This window comes from Pseudomonas sp. SLFW, from assembly GCF_009905615.1.
Lineage (GTDB): Bacteria > Pseudomonadota > Gammaproteobacteria > Pseudomonadales > Pseudomonadaceae > Aquipseudomonas > Aquipseudomonas bambusae.
In genome coordinates, this window is sequence record NZ_JAAAKW010000007.1 from 104,310 (window position 1) to 123,780 (window position 19,471).

Below are 19,471 nucleotides of genomic sequence, written 5' to 3' on the forward strand. Positions count from 1 at the left end.
TGATTCAATTCAATATTGCTTATTCTTACGCTATCGCGAGCAAGCTCACTCCTACAGAATCAACGCTACCCTGCAGGAGTGAGCTTGCTCGCGATCAGGTTGACGCGGTGCAGTTGCTACACCGCGTCACAGGCATCAATCAAACGTAATGCCCTGCGCCAACGGCAGCTCGCGGGAGTAGTTGACGGTCGCGGTCTGGCGACGCATGTAGCCCTTCCACGAATCCGAGCCGGACTCACGGCCACCGCCGGTTTCCTTCTCGCCGCCGAACGCGCCACCGATCTCTGCACCACTCGGGCCAATGTTGACGTTGGCGATGCCGCAGTCACTGCCCAGCGCCGAGATGAACTGTTCGGCCTCACGCACGTCGGTGGTGAAGATGCACGAAGACAGGCCTTGTGGCACGTCGTTGTTCAAGCGCACCGCATCGGCGAAATCGTCGTAACCGACCACGTACAGAATCGGCGCGAAGGTCTCGCTGCGCACCACGTCGCTTTGCTCAGGCATGTCGACGATGGCAGGCGACACGTAGAACGCGTTCGGGAATTTGTCGGCCAGTTGACGCTTGCCGCCAAAGACGGTGCCGCCTTCGCTCAACGCCTGTTCCAGCGCTTCCTGCATGTTTTCGAAGCTTTGCTTGTCGATCAACGGACCGACCAGATTGCCTTCCAGCGGATGACCGATGCGCACTTTGGCGTAAGCGGCTTTCAGGCGCTCCACGAATTCGGCCTTGACCGAGTTATGCGCGATCAGGCGACGCAGGGTGGTGCAGCGCTGACCGGCGGTGCCGACGGCGCTGAACAGCACGGCGCGAACGGCCAGGTCCAGATCGGCGCTTGGGGTCAGGATCATGGCGTTGTTGCCGCCCAGTTCCAGAATGCTGCGAGCGAAACGCGCGGCGATTTTCGGCGCCACTTCACGGCCCATGCGGGTGCTGCCCGTGGCGCTGATCAGGGCGACACGTTCGTCATCCACCAACGCCTCGCCAGCGTCACGGCCACCGATCACACATTGCGCGAGGAATTGCGGGGCGTCCGAGAACTCAGCAGCGACGCGGTCGAACAGCGCCTGGCACGCCAAGGCGGTCAGCGGCGTCTTTTCCGACGGTTTCCAGATCACCGAGTTGCCGCACACCAGCGCCAGCGCGGTGTTCCACGACCAGACCGCCACCGGGAAGTTGAACGCGCTGATCACACCGACGACGCCCAGCGGGTGCCAGGTTTCACGCATGTGGTGACCCGGACGCTCGGAGGCGATGGTCAGGCCATACATTTGGCGAGACAGACCGACCGCAAAATCGCAGATGTCGATCATCTCCTGGACTTCACCCAGACCTTCCTGAGTGATCTTGCCCGCTTCCCACGACACCAGCTCGCCGAGCTCAGCCTTGTGTTTGCGCAGCGCTTCACCGAACAGGCGCACCAATTCGCCACGGCGAGGCGCCGGAACTTTGCGCCAGGCGTCGAACGCGTGCTCGGCACGGGTGATGCGCTGCTCGACTTCGGCCGCCCCTTCCCAACTGACCGAAGCCACCTGACTGCCATCGATCGGCGTGTGAACAGGCTTGTCGCCCTTCTGGTAAAGAGCAGGGTCGACACCGAGACGGGTTAGCAGATCGTTGAGCATGATTTCTCCTGGATTCGGATGAGCCGTAAAACGCGATTGCGGAATACTGGGATTGAGGTGTTTCGTCAGCCTCTAGTAATAGCTGGCGTGACGTCATGCAACAAACGACGATTAAGCGAGATATCATTCCGTTTTTTCATGCTGACGCCGAGCAGGCCTGAATATGCTGAACAGACGCCATCTGCCGTCCATCACCGCGCTGCAATGTTTCGAAGCGGTGACCCGGCACCTGAGTTTCACCCGTGCCGCCGAAGAACTGAATCTGACCCAAAGTGCGGTCAGCAAACAGGTCGCGCAACTTGAAGAGCTCGTCCAGCACCTGCTATTCAGACGCGTGCGCCGTCGTCTACAGCTCACGCCAGCCGGGGCTTTATATTTGGCGGAGGTGCGAAAAATCCTCACGCAGATGGAGATGTCCACGCACTTCCTGCGTTCCTACGGCGGCGAAACCGAAGTCCTGCGCGTTTCGACGCCCTCGACCTTCGGCGCCCGTTGGCTGGTCCCACGTCTGAAAGGCTGGCGTCTGCGGTATCCGCACATTCATCTGGACCTGGTGAACGAACAGGAAAGCGATGACCTCGCCCAGAGCCGCTGTGACCTGTCGTTCTATTTCGGCCAGGGCGCCCGACCCGGCGCGGAAAGTGTGAAGCTTTTTGGCGAAGAGCTGGTGCCGGTCTGTTCGCCCGACAGCCTTCCCGACAAATCTTTCACCGATCCCACTCAACTCGCCGACCTGGTCTTGCTGCAAAACGCCCATCGACCACAGGGCTGGCATGAGTGGTTCGAAAGTCAGGGTTATCAGACCGAACACAGCTATCACGGCCCGCGTTTCGAAACGTTCTACATGTGCATCCGCGCAGCGCAAGTGGGGTGCGGCGTGGCATTGCTGCCGCGCTTTCTGGTGGAAGAGGAATTGGCCGACGGCAAGTTGGTCATTCCCTGGCCTCATGCACTGCCGAGCCATGACGCCTATTACCTCGCCTACCCGGAACACGCGGCAGAAGTGCCGAAAATCCGGGGGTTTGTGGAATGGATGCTGGAGCAACTGGATCAACCGACACCTACCTGATAGGACCTGTAGGAGCGTGGCTTGTCCCGCGATCGGCTGCGCAGCAGTCGTAACCCACACGCACTGGCCGTGCCTGGTACAGCGTGCAGGCACAGTCTACGGCGACTTCGTCACCGATCGCGGGACAAGCCACGCTCCTACACGGCGACGCGTGAAAGCTCCAACAGCTGAAACATTTCTGCCCCAAGCCGGCGACGACTGGCATTATGTCCGTCATCGTCAATAACACGCCGGACGTAGCGGCCTGAAGCCATCAGCCCAGCTACCACAAGGTTGTATGCGACACCGACTCGATTTCCACGAGCCGCATGTTTGCGGCCACTGCTGGCTGGAGCGACACAATGAGTGAGAGCGCTTTCGCAGATCGCATCGTTCAGAACCTGCTCGATACCGACCTCTACAAGCTGACCATGATGCAGGCCGTCCTTCACAACTACCCCAACGTCGACGTTGAGTGGGAGTTTCGCTGCCGCAACGGCGAGGACTTGCGGCCTTATCTGATGGAGATCCGGCACCAGATCGAGCAGCTGTGCGACCTGTCCCTGAGCGTCGAAGACATCGGCTTTCTCGAACGCATCAGTTTCATGAAGCCCGATTTCCTGCGCTTCCTCGGTCTGTTCCGCTTTAACCTGCGCTACGTGCAGACCAGCATTGAGAATGACGAGTTGTGCATCCGCCTCTGCGGCCCCTGGCTGCACGTGATCCTGTTCGAAGTGCCAATCCTGGCCATCGTCAGCGAAGTGCGTAACCGTTATCGCAACCCCAACACGCTGTTGATTCAGGCTCGCGACCAGCTCTACCGCAAGTTCGACTGGCTGACCGCCACCGCCACGCCTGACGAGTTGGCCGAACTGAAAGTCGCCGATTTCGGCACCCGCCGCCGCTTCTCTTTCGCGGTTCAGGAAGACGTCGTTTCAGTACTGAAAAAAGATTTCCCCGGCCAGTTCGTCGGCACCAGCAACGTGCACCTCGCGCGCAAGTTCGACCTCAAGCCCCTCGGCACCATGGCTCACGAATGGATCATGGCGCACCAGCAATTGGGCCCTCGACTGATCGACAGCCAGAGTGCAGCCCTCGATTGTTGGGTGCGCGAGTACCGCGGTCTGCTGGGTATCGCCCTCACCGACTGCATCACCACCGACGCCTTCCTGAACGATTTCGATCTGTTCTTCGCCAAGCTTTTCGACGGCCTGCGCCACGATTCGGGCGATCCGGTTCAGTGGGCTGAAAAGTGTATTACCCACTACCAAAAGCTGGGCATCGATCCGATGAGCAAGACGCTGGTGTTCTCAGACGGCCTGAACCTGCCCAAAGCGCTGGAAATATTCCGGGCGCTGCGCGGTCGGATCAATGTCAGTTTCGGCATCGGCACCAACCTCACGGCTGATGTGCCGGGGGTCCAGCCGATGAGCATCGTGCTGAAGATGACCGCCTGCGCCGGTCAGCCGGTGGCGAAGATTTCCGACGAGCCCGGCAAGACGCAATGCAAGGACCCGGAATTCGTGTCCTACCTGCGCCACGTATTCAAGGTGCCAGCCTGACCCGAGCACCGTACTGCCCCACTTTTTTACATGCCTCTTTTTCTTCTTCATAAGGAGTTAATCATGCAAGCCGTACAGCTCGAGATCGCTAAAGAGCTCAAGGTTCAGGCCCCCTTCGCCAATCAGGGCGAGCTTGAAACCGAGGTCGCGCGTCGAATCCAGTTCATCAAGGACTGCCTGCACAACGCCCGCCTGAAAGTGCTGGTGCTGGGCATCAGCGGCGGCGTCGATTCGCTGACCGCCGGCCTGCTCGCCCAGCGCGCCGTGAAAGAACTGCGCGACAGCACCGGCGACAACGCCTACCAGTTCATCGCCGTGCGCCTGCCGTATCACATTCAGCACGACGAACACGAAGCCACAGCATCGGTGGATTTCATCAACCCGGACGAGCGCCACACCGTGGACATCGCCCCGTCGGTCAAGGCGTTGGTTGAGCAAGTCAAAGCCTTCGAAGGCCAGTCCGATGCGGCGGTGGATTTCGTCAAAGGCAACGTCAAGGCACGCACGCGGATGGTCGCGCAGTACACCATCGCGGGCGTTCGCGGCGGCCTGGTGATCGGCACCGACCACGCGGCGGAAGCGGTGATGGGCTTCTTCACCAAGTTCGGCGACGGCGCCTGCGACCTCGCCCCGTTGAGCGGTCTGGTGAAGAATCAGGTCCGCGCCATCGCCCGCAGCTTTGGTGCCCCGGAGTATCTGGTCGAGAAAATTCCGACTGCTGACCTCGAAGACCTGGTGCCGGGCAAACCCGACGAAGCCTCCCACGGCGTGACTTACGCCGAGATCGACGCCTTCCTGCACGGCCAACCGCTGCGCCAGGAAGCGTTCGACATCATCGCCAACACCTACCGCAAGACCCAGCACAAGCGCGACCTGCCTTACGCGCCATAGTGAAAAACCTGTAGGAGTGCGCTTGCTCGCGATTGCAATCTGTCAGAAGCATCACCTGTTGCTGATACACCGCATTCGCGAGCAAGCTCACTCCTACAGGGTCGCGCCAGGCCCATCGCCCAGCATTCGAAAACGGAATGAACCCGTCGTTTTTTTTCGCTTGATGGCGTCCGTCATCAAGGCTTTCATAGCGGCCTGACTTTCTCGCTCAGAGACGCTAACCATGACTGCTTTCCAAGGCCTCTTTTCCCTCGTCGCCTCCACGGTCGGCCAGCCCGCTGCTAACTGGCTCGAACGTCGTGTCGACGTCCCGCAAGCGCTGCATGATTTCTCCTGGTCTGACGAAGGCGTCCATCGCGTCTGGCTCGCGGAGGCGCTGAACCTGTGCCTGTTCCATAAACTGGTGCAAGCGGTGCCGGACGGCCTGCGTTACGTTGACGAACAGTTCGAAAGCGGTCGCAAAGTGGTGTTCGATCACGGCGCCATCCGGACCGTGGACTGGGCGCAAAACGGCGAATTGCCCCGGGGTCGTCAAGCGTTCTCGCGCCTGCTGGAGCCACTGGGCTTCACTGACGTGCGCACTTATCCACTCACCAAACTGAACATGACCGGCTGGGGCTATCGTCAAATGGACCTGCCGGAAGACATCGCGCAGTTCTTCGTGTCGGAGCTGCATCCGGGGCGTTTGAGCCAGGCGTTTCAGGACGCTGTCAGCCGCGTGGTGAGTTCCAGCCGCGACCCACTGACGCCTGACGACCTGAGCATCCTCCAGCGTCTGCGCACGACGCGTCATTGCAGCCTCGAAGAAGCCACACGCCTGCTGCCGGGGCTGTATCGCGCATTTGGTCGTCAGCATGGTGTGGTGCAGGAAGCCGACTATCGTCAGCTGCTCGGCGAAAGCGCGGAAATGGCGTGGATTTCAACGGAAGGCAACAGCTTCAACCACCTGACGGATCGGGTCGACAATCTGGAAGCCACGGTGGAAGAGCAGATTCGTCTGGAGCGCCCGATGAAGGACAGCATCGAGGTGTCTACGTCAGGTCGCGTGATGCAGACCGCCTACAAGGCGTGCACGGTGAGTCGCGAGCTGCTGAATGCCGAAGGCGTGCTCAAGACGCATCAGGTGCCGGGGTCGTTCGTCGAGTTCATCCAACGCAAGATCGACCCGGAAAACGGCAATATCGACCTGAATTTCGACAGCAGTAATGCACAGGGTATTTTCAAGATGACCGCGTCAAAGAATTGAGGCTATAGCGTTGTAGGAGTGAGCCTGCTCGCGATAGCGGTGCGTCATTCGAAGCAGTGATGGCTGACACACCCCTGTCGCGAGCAAGCTCACTCCTACAGTTTTTGGGCACCTGAAGCTGCGTTACTTCAGCGTAACAGTGCCCTTCATCATGCTGATGTGGCCTGGAAATGAGCAGAAGAAACCGTATTTCTCTGCCGGGTCCAGCTTGGACACGTCGATTTTCAGCGAATCGGTCTCGCCAGCGCCAATGATCTTGGTGTGAGCAAGGACGCGTGCATCGCCTTCCTTCAAATAATCCTTGTCGATGCCAGCGCTCAGGCCGTCAGTGGCAATGGGCTGCATGTCGGCTTCTTTACTGACCACCAGGTTATGGCCCATGACGTTTTTTGGCAGGCTGCCTGAGTGCTTCAGGTTGACGGTGAATTCCTTGCAGCTCTTGTCGATTTCGATGGCCTTGGCGGTGAAAGACATCTGATCGGTAGAGTCCACGGTCACCGAACATTCGGCGGCCAGCAGATGGCCGCTGGCCAGTGTCAGCAGGGAGGCAGCAACGAGCTTGCGAATCATGGTGAGTCTCCTGAATGGGGTTGCTCTGTTTTTTGTATACAAAGATTGCCTCAATCCTAAACAATTTATCAACCCAAGATTATGAAACATCTCTGGGCGGGCTCTATCAGGCCCATCGAGACAATCAAGCAGCCAACCATACAGGGTCTTTCTAAGATGAGCCCGTCACTCATCCATCAGGACGACCATCATGCAACTCAACAGCCTTTTCCGCAGTTTGCTCGCCGCCTACGCCTGTGGCGCCAGCGGGAGCTACGACCGCGTCGCTCAGGATTACAACGACTACCGTCACGCGTGAGTTCTGGAATCCGGAGATTCACTCATCCAGCGGCATGACCGTCACACGCACTTCCGGGTCGTGATTGCCGCCGCCGAGGATGACGCCGCGCAAGGGTGAGACGTCGGAAAAATCGCGCCCCCACGCCAGACTGATGTGTTCAAGCGCAGGCTGGATGTTGTTGGTGGGGTCGAAATCCACCCACCCCAGCACCGGACAGAACACCGAGACCCAAGCGTGGGATGCATCGGCACCGATCAATCGCGGCTGGCCGGGTGGCGGTTGAGTCAGCAGATAGCCGCTGACGTACCGCGCCGCCAGCCCACGCGAGCGCAGGCAGGCAAGCATCAAATGCGCAAAGTCCTGGCAGACACCACGCCGGGTCTCCAGCACCTCCACCAACGGCGTCGCCACTTGTGTCGCTTCGCCGTCGAACGTGAACTCGTCGAAAATCTTTTCCATCAGTGCCTGAGCACACAGCAGCAAAGGCTCCCCTTCCGGAAAACAACCGGCCGAAAACTCGACGAACGATTGCTTGAGGTGCACGTAGGGGGATTCGAAGCGGTAGCGGCAGGCTTCCAGAATGTCTGGCGACATCTTCGTTGCGCTGTAGGTCAGCGTGCTGCGGGTCAACTCCCAGGCCGGTGACTGCCGGAAATCCAGCGCCGGTCGCTCCAGCACTTCGATCTGCAGACGGGCGTTGACCTGCAATTCATCGTGGGGCCGTTCGAACGCCAGCCGGGTCAGCGGATTGCCGAACACGTCCAGCTCATCCCGGCGCGTGGTCGGCGCCGGGCTGATCTCCAAGTGCTGCTCAAGGCAACGCTGCCAAGGGCTGCACCGAGGCCATAAATGCGCCAGTTGCTGGGCCAGCGACACCGGGCTGTCGTACTTGTAGTGGGTATCGTGAAGGATCTGGTAGAAAGCGCTGCTCATCAGACGGACACCGTGCGCTGGCTGACATCATCAACGTGGGCGAAATGGCGCAAGGCCAAGCGGTCAGAGACCTGGCCGCTAGTGTCGCCGATGCTTTGCAGCAAGTCCGCCAGGCCGTGCAGCGCAGCCTTGACGCTGCTCTGACCGAACAGCCCGTTTTCCAGACAACCCAGGTCGAACGCTGCCAACCGCTGGCGCAAGACCGCGAGGCTATTGTCCTGGGGCACGCCAAAATCGTCGTTCAAACGCTTCACCGAACGCGTCACCAGCTTGAGCTGGAACAGCACGGCGTGGGGGTTTTGCTCGTCCAGCAGTAACAAATCAAGGACCGGAATCAACTGCGGCAACGCCAGATACCGCGAACGGTAAGTGATGCTGCTGTTGCCCAGTTCCAGCAGCCAGTCCAGCGCGTCCTGATCGAACACCGCGTCGCTGCGCAGGAATGCGGCCAGACTGGTGCTGAGGAACTGCAAACGCTCGATGCGCCGCCCGATCATCAGGAAACGCCAGCCTTCGTCGCGGGTCATGTCGTCCAGCGCAAAACCGGACAGCGCCGCGAGCGACATCACCAAGCGATTGAGAAAATCCAGCAGCTCGCCGAAGTCGGGGGCGTCGGTGTCCAGGTTCGCGGCTTCGCGCTGCAATTCGACCAACGCTTGCCAGTTCTCCCGAGACAACTTGCCGCGCACCTGCGAGGCGGCCCACTGCAAACGCTGCAGGTTGGAACGCAGACTGAACGGCCAGTCCTCACCCAGCAACGCTGCGAGTAGGCGGTCATGCAGCTCGCTCGGCTCGTCTTCGTCCTCGCGTGGCACCAGATTCAAGCGCTCGCCCAGCTCGACCGCCGCTTGCAGCGCCAGCGGGTCATCGCCATCGACGTAGCGCGCCAGCATGATCCGCAGCAGGCGAGCACTATCGTCACTACGCTCGCAATAACGACCGAACCAGAACAGGTTTTCCACGACACGCGACGGCAGATAAGGATCGCGGCGGATCAGGTCATGCACGCCCAACGAGTGACGGCCTTTCCACGGTTCGCTGCCCAACGTGCGCTCGCCCAGAATCCACGTGTCCTTGCTGGCCCCGCCGCGCTGCATCGACACCACATCGGCGTCGGCATCGGCGGCCACCCGCGTCAGGCCGCCCGGCAGCACACGATAGCCGTCGGCGGTGGCAACGGCATACACCCGCATGCCGATGGCACGGGGTTGAAGCTGTGCGTCGGCGCCCTGCCAGACCGGCGCGTGGGACAGCTGCGCCAGTTCCTGAGCGACATAGGCGTAAGGCCGCGCCTGCATCCGAGCCGCCAGCGCCTGACGCTGCTCACCGTTCAGATCACGGCCAAAAACCGGGACAAAGCTCTGAGAAGGAAATGCCGGTTTGATCAGCAATTCCGGCATTTTTTCCAGCGCTTGGGCCAGAACGGGAGGCTCGCCGCACCACCAGGTCGCGATGGACGGCAGAATCAACGCTTCGCCAAACAGGTGCTCGTTGATCTTCGGCAGGAAACCCAACAGGCCCGGCGATTCCAGCACACCGCTACCCAAGGCGTTGGCCACCAGCACGCGGCCCTGACGCACGGCTTCCAGCAGCCCCGGCACGCCAAGGGCGGAATCGGTGCGCAGCTCCAGCGGGTCGCAGAAGTCGTCGTCCAGACGCCGCATGATCGCGTGCACCCGACGCAGGCCGCTGAGGGTTTTCAGGTACACCGTGGCGTCGCGGACCGTGAGGTCGCTGCCTTCGACGAGCGGATAACCCAATTGCCCGGCGAGATACAGATGTTCGAAATAGCTCTCGTTGAAGCGACCCGGCGTCAGCAGTACCACCAGCGGCACTTCGTTGCTGCTCGGCGCCTGTCGCGCCAGTGTTTCCTGCAACGAGCGGAAGAAACCCGAGAGGTGCTGCACTTCCAGATCGCGATACAGCTCGGGGAAAGCGCGAGACACGATCAGCCGGTTTTCCAGCGCATAACCCGCACCGGACGGCGCTTGCGTTCGGTCAGCGGTGACCCACCAGCGGCCATCGGGGGTGCGCGCCAGGTCCACGGCGTACACGTGCAAAAAGGTGCCTTCCGGCGGCGTTACGCCTTGGCAGGGCCAGAGAAAATTGTTGTGGCCAAAGACCAGTTCCGCAGGCAGCAAGCCCTCGGCGATCAGGTTTTGCGGGCCATAAAGGTCGGCCAACACCGCGTTGAGCAATCGCGCACGTTGGGCGATACCCGCCGCCAGTTGCTGCCATTCCTCGACCGGAATCAAATGCGGCAACAGGTCCAGTTCCCAAGGACGATCGGCCCCTTTGGGGTCGGCATAGACGTTGTAGGTGACGCCGTTTTCCTGAATTTGCCTGGCCAGCAACGCCTGCCGCTGGATCAACTGTGCGGGAGTGCTGCGTTGCAGCTGCTCGTAGAAACGCAGCCAGTGCGGGCGAATGGCGCCGCTGGCATCTAGCATCTCGTGATAGGTGCCCGCAGAGAGCGGGTATCGGTCAAGCAGGTCGGGCATGGAAGGCTCGGCAGACAACTAAAGAGGTCAGATTAGCGCAGACAACGTGACACGAAGTGGCTCGCTTCCCTGCGGCCGCTTTCTGAGCCAGCCAGCCCGATTCATGAGATCAGGCTGGCCGTCCGGGCCATTTTTATCGGTGCAGACGCAAATCCAGCGTCATGGGCAATTCATCATTGAGGGTCAGCGCAGGCACTGCCAGTTTGCCGGGGCTGTGGCCGACGCGGAAAAACCGCGACAGGCGCCGACTTTCGGCTTCGTTGGCGTTGACCGGCAGGGTTTCGTAATTGCGCCCCCCAGGATGCGCGACATGATACTCGCAGCCGCCCAGCGAGCGCTGCATCCACGTATCAAGAATGTCGAAAACCAGCGGCGCATGCACCGGAATCGTCGGCTGCAAGGCGTTGAACGGCTGCCAGGCGCGATACCGCACGCCCGCGACGAATTCGCCAACACGTCCGGTCGGTTGCAGCGGCACGGGTACACCGTTGCACGTGAGCATGTAGCGCTGCGGCGGCAGACCCGTGACTTTCAGCTGCAAACGCTCCAGAGACGAGTCCACGTAACGCACCGCACCGCCAGCCGCGCCCTTCTCGCCCAGCACGTGCCAAGGCTCCAGCGCCTGACGCAGTTCCAACTCGATGCCGCTGACCGCGTAGTCGCCGACCTTTGGAAAACGAAACTCCAGGTGCGCCGCGAACCACTCGGCGCGCACCGGGTAACCGGCGGCGTTGAGTTCGACAATGACGTCGGCGAAATCCTGCTCGATGAAATGCGGCAGCATGAAACGGTCGTGCAGCTCAGTGCCCCAGCGCGCCAGCTTGGCCGGTGCGTAAGGCTCACGCCAGAACCGCGCCACCAGTGCGCGCAGCAGCAGTTGCTGCGCCAGGCTCATCCGGGCATGAGGCGGCATCTCGAACGCGCGCAATTCCAGCAGCCCCAGACGCCCCGTCGCGCCATCCGGTGAATACAGCTTGTCGATGCAGAACTCGGCGCGGTGGGTGTTGCCCGTGACGTCGATCAGCAGGTTGCGCAGGAGGCGGTCCACCAGCCACGGCGGGCATTCCTCACCCGGTGCAGGCATTTGCGAAAAGGCGATTTCCAGCTCGTACAGCGAGTCGTTGCGCGCCTCATCGACACGCGGCGCCTGAGACGTCGGGCCAATGAACAGCCCGGAAAACAGGTACGACAGCGACGGGTGGTTGTGCCAATAGCTGAGCAAGCTGCGCAGCAGATCGGGCCTGCGCAGGAACGGCGAATCCCCCGGCGTCGCGCCGCCCAGCACGAAGTGGTTGCCGCCGCCGGTGCCCGTGTGTCGCCCGTCGATCATGAATTTTTCGGTGGTCAGCCGGGTCAGGCGCGCCTGCTCATACAGAAACTCGGTGCGCTCGACCAACTCGTCCCACGAGGATGAAGGCTGCACGTTGACTTCGATCACGCCAGGGTCCGGCGTGATACGGAAGTTGGCCAGACGCGGGTCGCTCGGCGGCTCGTAGCCTTCCAGCAACACCGGGCAACGCAGCTCTTCAGCCGTGGCTTCGATGGCCGCGACCAGCTCCAGATACGCTTCGAGGGATTGCAGCGGCGGCATGAACAGATACAGCCGCCCGCCACGCGCTTCGGCGCTCAGCGCGGTGCGGGTCAGCCAGTCCGCCGACTCGTCAATCTTCGGCACACGCTCGGCACCAGCATTTGTCTGTTCGGTGAGACTGCCAAGCGCGCTGTCGACCTCTACCCGATCCGGCAGGTCGGGGAAATCCTGGTTGTAATCGGTCGGGTGGATGTACGGGTATTCCGCGGCCTTGACCCATGGCTGCGAGGCTAGCGGCAGTCGATAGCCCAAGGGCGAATCACCCGGCACCAACCGACAATGCTCGTCCCGCAGGAACCAGCGCCCGCTCTGCCAATGATCATCGGCGGCAGTGCGTGCTAACGGCAAGACATGGCCAATCACCTTGTCCAGCCCCTGAGAAAACACCTTGGTCAGCCGTGCCCGTTCCAGCTCATCGCCGAGACGTGAATCCTCGGCGCTGACGTTTTTCGGCAACGCGCCTTCGCGCCAGAGGTAATAAAAATGGTCTTCGTAGGCAGGGAACACGTAGCGCGTCGGCAGTTTCAGACGCTCGGCTACGCTGCGCAGAAAACGCCCGGCCATCTCGCCATCGGTGCCGTAATCCTCGGCTTCGTCTGCGATCAGCGCGTTATTGCGCCAGACCGGCTCGCCGTCGCGACGCCAGAAACAGTTCAGCGACCAGCGCGGCAGTTGTTCGCCCGGATACCACTTGCCCTGCCCAAAATGCACGATGCCCTGCGGCGCGTAGTGCTTGCGCATGCGCTGATACAGTTCGGCAGACAACACGCGTTTCTTCGGCCCCAGCGCAGCGGTGTTCCACTCGCCGCCGTCGCGGTCGTCGATGGACACGAATGTCGGCTCACCGCCCATGGTCAGGCGCACGTCTTCGGCGATCAGATCCTTGTCGATCTGTCGGCCCAACGCCTGAATTTCCAGCCATTGCTCTTCGGTGTACGGCTTGGTGACGCGGGGCGCTTCCCAAATGCGTTCCACCGACATCTCGTGGCTGAACTCGGTTTCGCACGGCTCGACCAGTCCGCTGATCGGCGCCGCCGAGGAAGGCTCCGGGCTGCAGGCCAACGGAATATGCCCCTCGCCAGCAAACAGACCCGAGGTCGCATCCAATCCGACCCAGCCAGCGCCGGGCAGATACACCTCGCACCACGCGTGCAGGTCTGTGAAATCCACGTCCGTGCCCGACGGCCCGTCCAGCGCCTCGACGTCGGCCTTGAGCTGAATCAGATAGCCCGACACGAACCGCGCGGCCAGCCCCAAATGACGCAGCAACTGCACCAGCAACCAGGCGGAATCGCGGCAAGAGCCAGATGCGCTGTCCAGCGTGAACTCAGGGGTTTGAATCCCCGGCTCCATACGGATCAGGTAATTGATGTCGTTGGCCAGCCGCTGGTTGAGGTTCACCAGAAAGTCGATGGCCGGAATCGGCGTGCGGTCGATGCTGTCCAGATACGCCTGAAACTTCGGCGTCAGCGGCAGCTTTTCCAGATACGGCAGGAGCTCGTGGTGCTCTTCTCTGGCGTACGTGAACGGAATCTTCTCGGCGTAAGGCTCAAGGAAAAAGTCGAACGGGTTGAACACCGCCATTTCGGCGACCAGATCAACCTCAATGCGCAACTCGTCGGTCCTCTCGGGGAACACCAGACGCGCCAGGTAATTACCCTGCGGGTCCTGCTGCCAATTGATGAAATGGTTCTCAGGCAGGACTTTCAACGAATAGGACAAGACACGCGTACGGCTGTGCGCCGCCGGGCGCAAGCGCACGATCTGCGGACCTAACTCGACCGCTCGTTCGTAGCGGTAATGCGTGACGTGGTGCAAGGCAATGTGAATCGACACGGCGTGCCTCCTGCGAGCCTGGACGGTAGCGGAACCGCGCAAGACTTATGCCACCCCGGCAAGTCAGGCGCCTTCGGCGTTCATGATGCCCGCTGAGCTAAGCACAGCACCAAAATCGCGCCAGCTTCGGCGGATGGTGCAAGGGTCGCACGGAAATGAGGCGGGTGGGGTTATTTGCTTCCCAGGCGCCTGACTTTGACCACAGACGAATCAAAATCAGCTGCTATTGGCAGCGAAACTGTAGGAGATTTTCCATTCTTCTGTGTGAACGGTCTGGTTGTGCTCCCGACGTCTTGTGGCCAGCGCTTCAGTAAGAAAAGGTGCGCCTCGACAATTCGTCGACGACTGTTTCAGGGAGAGTTCATGGCTATCGATATGTTTTTGAAGTTGGGCGATATCAAGGGTGAGTCCAAGGACAGCGCTCACCAGGAAGAGATCGACATTCATACCTTCCAATGGGGTATGACGCAGTCCGGGTCCATGCATCAGGGGGGTGGCGGAGGCGCGGGCAAGGTCAACATTCACAACCTGAGTTTCACCAAGTCGCTGGACAAATCTTCCCCCAACCTAATGATGGCGTGCTCCAGCGGCAAGCATTACCCCGAAGCCACACTGACCATCCGCAAGGCGGGCGGCAGCAGCCCGGTGGAATACATGATCATTACGCTGAAAGAGGTGATGGTCGCGTCATACAACGCCAATGCCGGAAATAGCGATGAAATCATCAAGGAAGATTTCACCCTCAACTTCGGCAAGGTCGAAGTCAGCTACCAACCGCAAAAGGCCGACGGCAGCAAGGATGGCGGGGTGATCAAGTACGGCTGGAACATCCGCGAAAACGTGAAGATCTGAAATGCAAAACGCCAGCTCGAAAGCTGGCGTTTTTTTTTACAACGGCGTCACTCAGCGCGGAAAGACAGGCTGACGGGACGGTTTCTTGCCACCCTTCCCGCCTTTGGCGGCATCAGCGCGATCCTTGGCAGCCTGCTTATTGCGGGCGGCTGCAGCGGCCTTGGCCTCCTCGCGTTTGTCCCACGGCTTGCTGCCGTCGCTGCCCCGTTGTGGCAGGCCGGTGTGCTGCGTGAGGATCTTGGTGGTTTTGGCCACCTTGTGGCTGCCAGCGGGCGTCGAGTTCTTGCGGCGAGCGCTCTGGTAGCTGTCGGTTTCCGGCTGGTGCAACGGAATCAACTGATTCTTGCCCGGGCCAATGAGGTCCGAACGGCCCATGCGCTCCAGCGCCTCGCGCAGCATCGGCCAGCCTTTCGGATCGTGATAGCGCAGGAACGCCTTATGCAGACGGCGCTGCTCTTCGCTCTTGACGATGGTGACCGCGTCGCTCTTGTACGTGACCTTGCGCAAAGGGTTCTTGCCCGAGTGATACATGGCCGTCGCACTGGCCATCGGCGACGGGTAGAACGCCTGCACCTGGTCCGCCCGGAAGCCATTGCCCTTGAGCCACAGCGCCAGGTTCATCATGTCTTCATCGGTCGTGCCGGGGTGGGCCGCAATGAAGTACGGGATCAGGTACTGCTCCTTGCCCGCTTCTTTCGAATACTTCTCGAACATGCGCTTGAACTTGTCATAGCTGCCAATGCCCGGCTTCATCATCTGGTTGAGCGGGCCTTCCTCGGTGTGTTCCGGGGCGATCTTCAGATAGCCACCGACGTGGTGGGTAACCAGCTCTTTGACGTATTCCGGCGACTCGACCGCGAGGTCGTAGCGCAGGCCGGAAGCGATCAGGATCTTCTTCACGCCCGGCAGATCACGCGCACTGCGGTACAGCTGAATCAGCGCCGAGTGGTCGGTGTTCAGGTTCGGGCAGATACCAGGGAATACGCAGGACGGCTTGCGGCACGCGGATTCGATTTCCGGGCTCTTGCAAGCAATACGGTACATGTTTGCAGTCGGACCACCGAGGTCGGAAATGACACCGGTAAAGCCTGGCACTTTGTCGCGAATCTCTTCGATTTCACGAATGATCGAATCGTGCGAGCGGTTCTGAATGATGCGGCCTTCGTGTTCAGTGATCGAGCAGAAGGTGCAGCCGCCAAAGCAGCCACGCATGATGTTCACCGAGAAGCGAATCATGTCGTAGGCAGGGATCTTTTCCTTGCCGTACGCAGGATGCGGGATACGTGCGTACGGCATGCCGAACACGTAGTCCATTTCTTCAGTGGTCATCGGAATCGGAGGCGCGTTGAACCAGACATCGACGTCGCCATGCTTCTGAACCAGCGCACGGGCGTTGCCGGGATTGGTCTCCAGGTGCAGAACCCGGTTGGCATGGGCGTACAACACCGGGTCGTTACGCACTTTTTCCATGGACGGCAGACGAATGACTGTCTTGTCACGGGTCATGCGCGGGCTGGCCAGAATCTGCACGACCTTGGCTTCATTCGGATCTTCAGTCGGCCCTTTTTCCTGCTCGATAGCGCAGGCCTGGGTGTCCTGAGTATTCACGTATGGGTTGATGATCTTGTCGACCTTGCCCGGCCGGTCGATACGCGTGGAATCGACTTCGTACCAGCCTTCAGGCGTGTCGCGCCGAATGAACGCGGTGCCGCGAACGTCGGTGATGCTTTCAATGGTTTCGCCATAAGACAGACGGGTGGCGACTTCAACGATGGCGCGCTCGGCGTTGCCATACAGCAGAATGTCGGCGCAGGCGTCGATCAGAATCGAATTGCGAACCTTGTCCTGCCAGTAGTCGTAATGCGCGATGCGGCGCAGCGACGCTTCGATCCCGCCCAGCACGATAGGGACGTTCTTGTAGGCTTCCTTGCAACGCTGGCTGTAGACCAGGCTCGCGCGATCCGGGCGCTTGCCCGCCATGCCGCCGGGAGTATACGCGTCGTCGGAACGGATTTTCTTGTCCGCGGTGTAGCGGTTGATCATCGAGTCCATGTTGCCCGCTGCGACACCGAAGAACAGGTTCGGCTCGCCAAGCTTCATGAAGTCGTCTTTCGATTTCCAGTCCGGCTGAGCAATGATCCCGACGCGGAAGCCTTGCGACTCCAGCAGCCGGCCAATGATCGCCATGCCGAACGACGGGTGATCGACGTACGCATCGCCAGTCACGATGATGATGTCGCAGGAATCCCAGCCAAGCTGATCCATTTCTTCCCGGCTCATGGGCAGGAAAGGCGCGGGCCCGAAACATTCGGCCCAGTACTTCGGATAGTCAAATAACGGCTTGGCTGCTTGCATGTCGATGACCAGTGTTCGTAATCGGGGAGGCGAGTTTCTCGTGGAAATTCGCGGGCGCGGAGAATAGCACAAATTTTGATCAAATCCGACGGCACAGGTCGGATTTGTGGTTGGCATTGAATCGTAGCGTTGACGCTCTCAGGACCTCAAAGCGTGGATCTCAACTATTCGTCATCGTCGAAGTTGTAGCTGCCCGGCGCCAGGTTCTCGAAGCGGGTGTACTTGCCGATAAACGCCAGACGCACGAAGCCAATCGGGCCGTTCCGCTGTTTACCGATGATGATTTCCGCGATGCCTTTGTGCTCGGTTTCCGGGTGATACACCTCGTCCCGGTACACGAACATGATGACGTCGGCGTCCTGCTCGATCGCTCCGGATTCCCGCAAGTCGGAGTTCACGGGGCGTTTGTTGGGACGTTGTTCCAAGGAGCGGTTGAGCTGAGAGAGGGCAACCACCGGGCAGTTGAATTCTTTGGCCAGCGCTTTCAGGGACCGAGAAATCTCGGAGATTTCGTTGGTCCGGTTATCGCCGCTGGAACCCGGAATCTGCATCAACTGCAGGTAGTCGATCATGATCAAGCCGACATCACCATGCTCTCTCACGAGACGTCGAGTACGCGCACGCATCTCCGAAGGGCTGATACCGGCAGTATCGTCGATGAACAGTTTGCGATCATTGAGCAAATTCACGGCAGAGGTAAGACGCGGCCAGTCGTCATCATCCAGTTGACCGGAACGCACCTTGGTCTGATCGATACGCCCGAGAGACGACAGCATACGCATGATCAGCGATTCGCCTGGCATCTCCAGCGAGAACACCAGCACCGCCTTTTCGCTGCGCAGCACCGCGTTTTCCACAAGATTCATCGCGAAGGTGGTTTTACCCATCGACGGACGGCCCGCGACGATGATCAAGTCGGAAGGCTGCAAACCGCTGGTTTTTTCGTCCAGGTCGGTATAGCCCGTGGACAGGCCGGTGATGCCCTCACCCAGGTTGAACAGGGTGTCGATGCGGTCGATGGCTTTGGTCAGCAGGTCATTGACGCCCACCGGCCCGCCCGTCTTCGGGCGCGCTTCGGCAATCTGGAAAATCTGGCGCTCGGCTTCGTCGAGAATCTCCTCAGCAGTCCGCCCTTCCGGGTTGAACGCGCTGTCGGCAATATCGTTACTGATGCCAATCAACTGCCGCAAGGTCGCCCGCTGCCGCACGATCTGGGCGTAGGCCTTGATGTTGGCAACAGACGGGATGTTTTTTGCCAACTCCGACAGATAGCCCAGACCGCCGACCTGTGAGGTCTGGCCTTCCTTGTCCAGCTGCTCGGACAGGGTTACGACGTCGATGGGCAGGTTCTGATCGGCCAGCTTGGCGATGGCGCGGAAAATCAGGCGGTGGTCATGGCGGTAGAAGTCGCCGTCCGAGACTTGATCCAGCACGCGCTCCCACGCCTGGTTATCCAGCATCAGACCACCGAGTACAGCCTGTTCGGCCTCGATGGAATGCGGCGGCACCTTCAATGCTGCGGTTTGCAGGTCGTATTGCTCGGGAGCGGAAATATCGTTCATGGCCACACGGAATTAGGGGTTTGAATCAGAAGTTGATCAACAATACCTAGAAATGACAAAGGGCACGACCCAAGAAATGGATCGCGCCCTTTATTGACCGGCTAGCGAACGAGTCGCCAACTGGTCGGACACCAGCACCGAAGCACCGGCATCAAGCAGCTTAGGCAGCTACGACGACCACGCGAACGGTGGCTTCAACGTCGCTGTGCAGGTGCACGGCTACGTCGTATTCGCCAACGTTACGGATGGTGCCGTTCGGCAGACGAACTTCAGCTTTAGCGACTTCAACGCCAGAGGCGGTCAGTGCATCAGCGATGTCGTGAGTACCGATCGAACCGAACAGCTTGCCTTCGTCACCAGCGGTGGCAGTGATAGTCACTTCCAGCTCAGCCAGTTGAGCAGCGCGACTTTCAGCCGAAGCTTTCTTGTCAGCAGCGGCTTTTTCCAGCTCAGCACGACGCTCTTCAAACGCGGCCAGGTTGGCAGCGGTTGCAGCGGTGGCTTTGCCGAAAGGCAGCAGGTAGTTACGGCCGTAACCAGCCTTAACGTTTACTTTGTCGCCCAGGTTGCCCAGGTTGGCGATTTTTTCCAGCAGGATGAGTTCCATTTGGTAATAAC

13 protein-coding genes are annotated in these 19,471 nt (G+C 60.2%); 5 read left to right on the forward strand and 8 right to left on the reverse strand.

What is annotated here, in order from left to right; all coding sequences use genetic code 11:
* Positions 1 to 135 precede the first annotated feature (135 nt).
* Positions 136 to 1,626 carry an aldehyde dehydrogenase family protein gene (locus tag GVN17_RS14660; protein WP_166595993.1) on the reverse strand — a complete coding sequence of 497 codons (1,491 nt, stop codon included), beginning with the start codon at positions 1,624 to 1,626 and terminating at the stop codon, positions 136 to 138.
* 163 nt (positions 1,627 to 1,789) lie between these two features.
* On the opposite strand from GVN17_RS14660, the gene GVN17_RS14665 reads away from it, so the two are divergent.
* The 4 genes from GVN17_RS14665 to GVN17_RS14680 all read left to right on the forward strand — a co-directional run bounded on the left by GVN17_RS14665 (position 1,790) and on the right by GVN17_RS14680 (position 6,373).
* Positions 1,790 to 2,695, forward strand: a complete 906-nt coding sequence (locus GVN17_RS14665; protein WP_166595994.1) for a LysR family transcriptional regulator — start codon at positions 1,790 to 1,792, stop codon at positions 2,693 to 2,695.
* 341 nt (positions 2,696 to 3,036) lie between these two features.
* Positions 3,037 to 4,236 (forward strand): nicotinate phosphoribosyltransferase, encoded by a 1,200-nt coding sequence (pncB, locus tag GVN17_RS14670; RefSeq protein WP_166595995.1) that lies wholly within the window; start codon positions 3,037 to 3,039, stop codon positions 4,234 to 4,236.
* Positions 4,237 to 4,299: 63 nt separating this feature from the next.
* Positions 4,300 to 5,127 carry an ammonia-dependent NAD(+) synthetase gene (gene nadE, locus GVN17_RS14675; RefSeq protein ID WP_166595996.1) on the forward strand — a complete coding sequence of 276 codons (828 nt, stop codon included), beginning with the start codon at positions 4,300 to 4,302 and terminating at the stop codon, positions 5,125 to 5,127.
* Between the two features lie 223 nt (positions 5,128 to 5,350).
* Complete coding sequence (locus GVN17_RS14680; RefSeq protein WP_166595997.1) at positions 5,351 to 6,373, forward strand: DUF1338 domain-containing protein; 1,023 nt, start codon at positions 5,351 to 5,353, stop codon at positions 6,371 to 6,373.
* 123 nt (positions 6,374 to 6,496) lie between these two features.
* Here the strand turns inward: GVN17_RS14680 and azu are convergent, their stop codons facing one another.
* From azu to GVN17_RS14700, 4 genes are all read right to left on the reverse strand, one after another.
* Entirely contained in the window at positions 6,497 to 6,943 is a 447-nt protein-coding gene (gene azu, locus GVN17_RS14685) for an azurin (RefSeq protein ID WP_166595998.1), read from the reverse strand.
* Positions 6,944 to 7,259: 316 nt separating this feature from the next.
* A complete protein-coding gene (locus GVN17_RS14690; protein WP_166595999.1) occupies positions 7,260 to 8,156 on the reverse strand; it encodes a transglutaminase family protein in 897 nt (298 codons plus the stop codon).
* A complete protein-coding gene (locus GVN17_RS14695; protein WP_166596000.1) occupies positions 8,156 to 10,657 on the reverse strand; it encodes a circularly permuted type 2 ATP-grasp protein in 2,502 nt (833 codons plus the stop codon). Before GVN17_RS14695 ends, GVN17_RS14690 begins: the two co-directional genes overlap by 1 nt.
* A gap of 133 nt (positions 10,658 to 10,790) precedes the next feature.
* Positions 10,791 to 14,084 (reverse strand): transglutaminase family protein, encoded by a 3,294-nt coding sequence (locus GVN17_RS14700; RefSeq protein WP_166596001.1) that lies wholly within the window; start codon positions 14,082 to 14,084, stop codon positions 10,791 to 10,793.
* A gap of 363 nt (positions 14,085 to 14,447) precedes the next feature.
* Here GVN17_RS14700 and GVN17_RS14705 point away from each other — a divergent pair, with 363 nt between their 5' ends.
* Entirely contained in the window at positions 14,448 to 14,936 is a 489-nt protein-coding gene (locus GVN17_RS14705; RefSeq protein WP_166596002.1) for a type VI secretion system tube protein Hcp, read from the forward strand.
* Positions 14,937 to 14,987: 51 nt separating this feature from the next.
* On the opposite strand, the gene GVN17_RS14710 is transcribed toward GVN17_RS14705, so the two are convergent.
* From GVN17_RS14710 to rplI, 3 genes are all read right to left on the reverse strand, one after another.
* Positions 14,988 to 17,291: a YgiQ family radical SAM protein gene (locus GVN17_RS14710; protein ID WP_166596003.1), complete on the reverse strand. Its 2,304-nt coding sequence runs from the start codon at positions 17,289 to 17,291 to the stop codon at positions 14,988 to 14,990.
* A 164-nt stretch (positions 17,292 to 17,455) separates the two neighbouring features.
* Positions 17,456 to 18,853, reverse strand: a complete 1,398-nt coding sequence (gene dnaB / locus GVN17_RS14715; protein ID WP_166596004.1) for a replicative DNA helicase — start codon at positions 18,851 to 18,853, stop codon at positions 17,456 to 17,458.
* Positions 18,854 to 19,013: 160 nt separating this feature from the next.
* Positions 19,014 to 19,460 carry a 50S ribosomal protein L9 gene (gene rplI, locus GVN17_RS14720; protein ID WP_166596005.1) on the reverse strand — a complete coding sequence of 149 codons (447 nt, stop codon included), beginning with the start codon at positions 19,458 to 19,460 and terminating at the stop codon, positions 19,014 to 19,016.
* Positions 19,461 to 19,471: the final 11 nt, after the last annotated feature.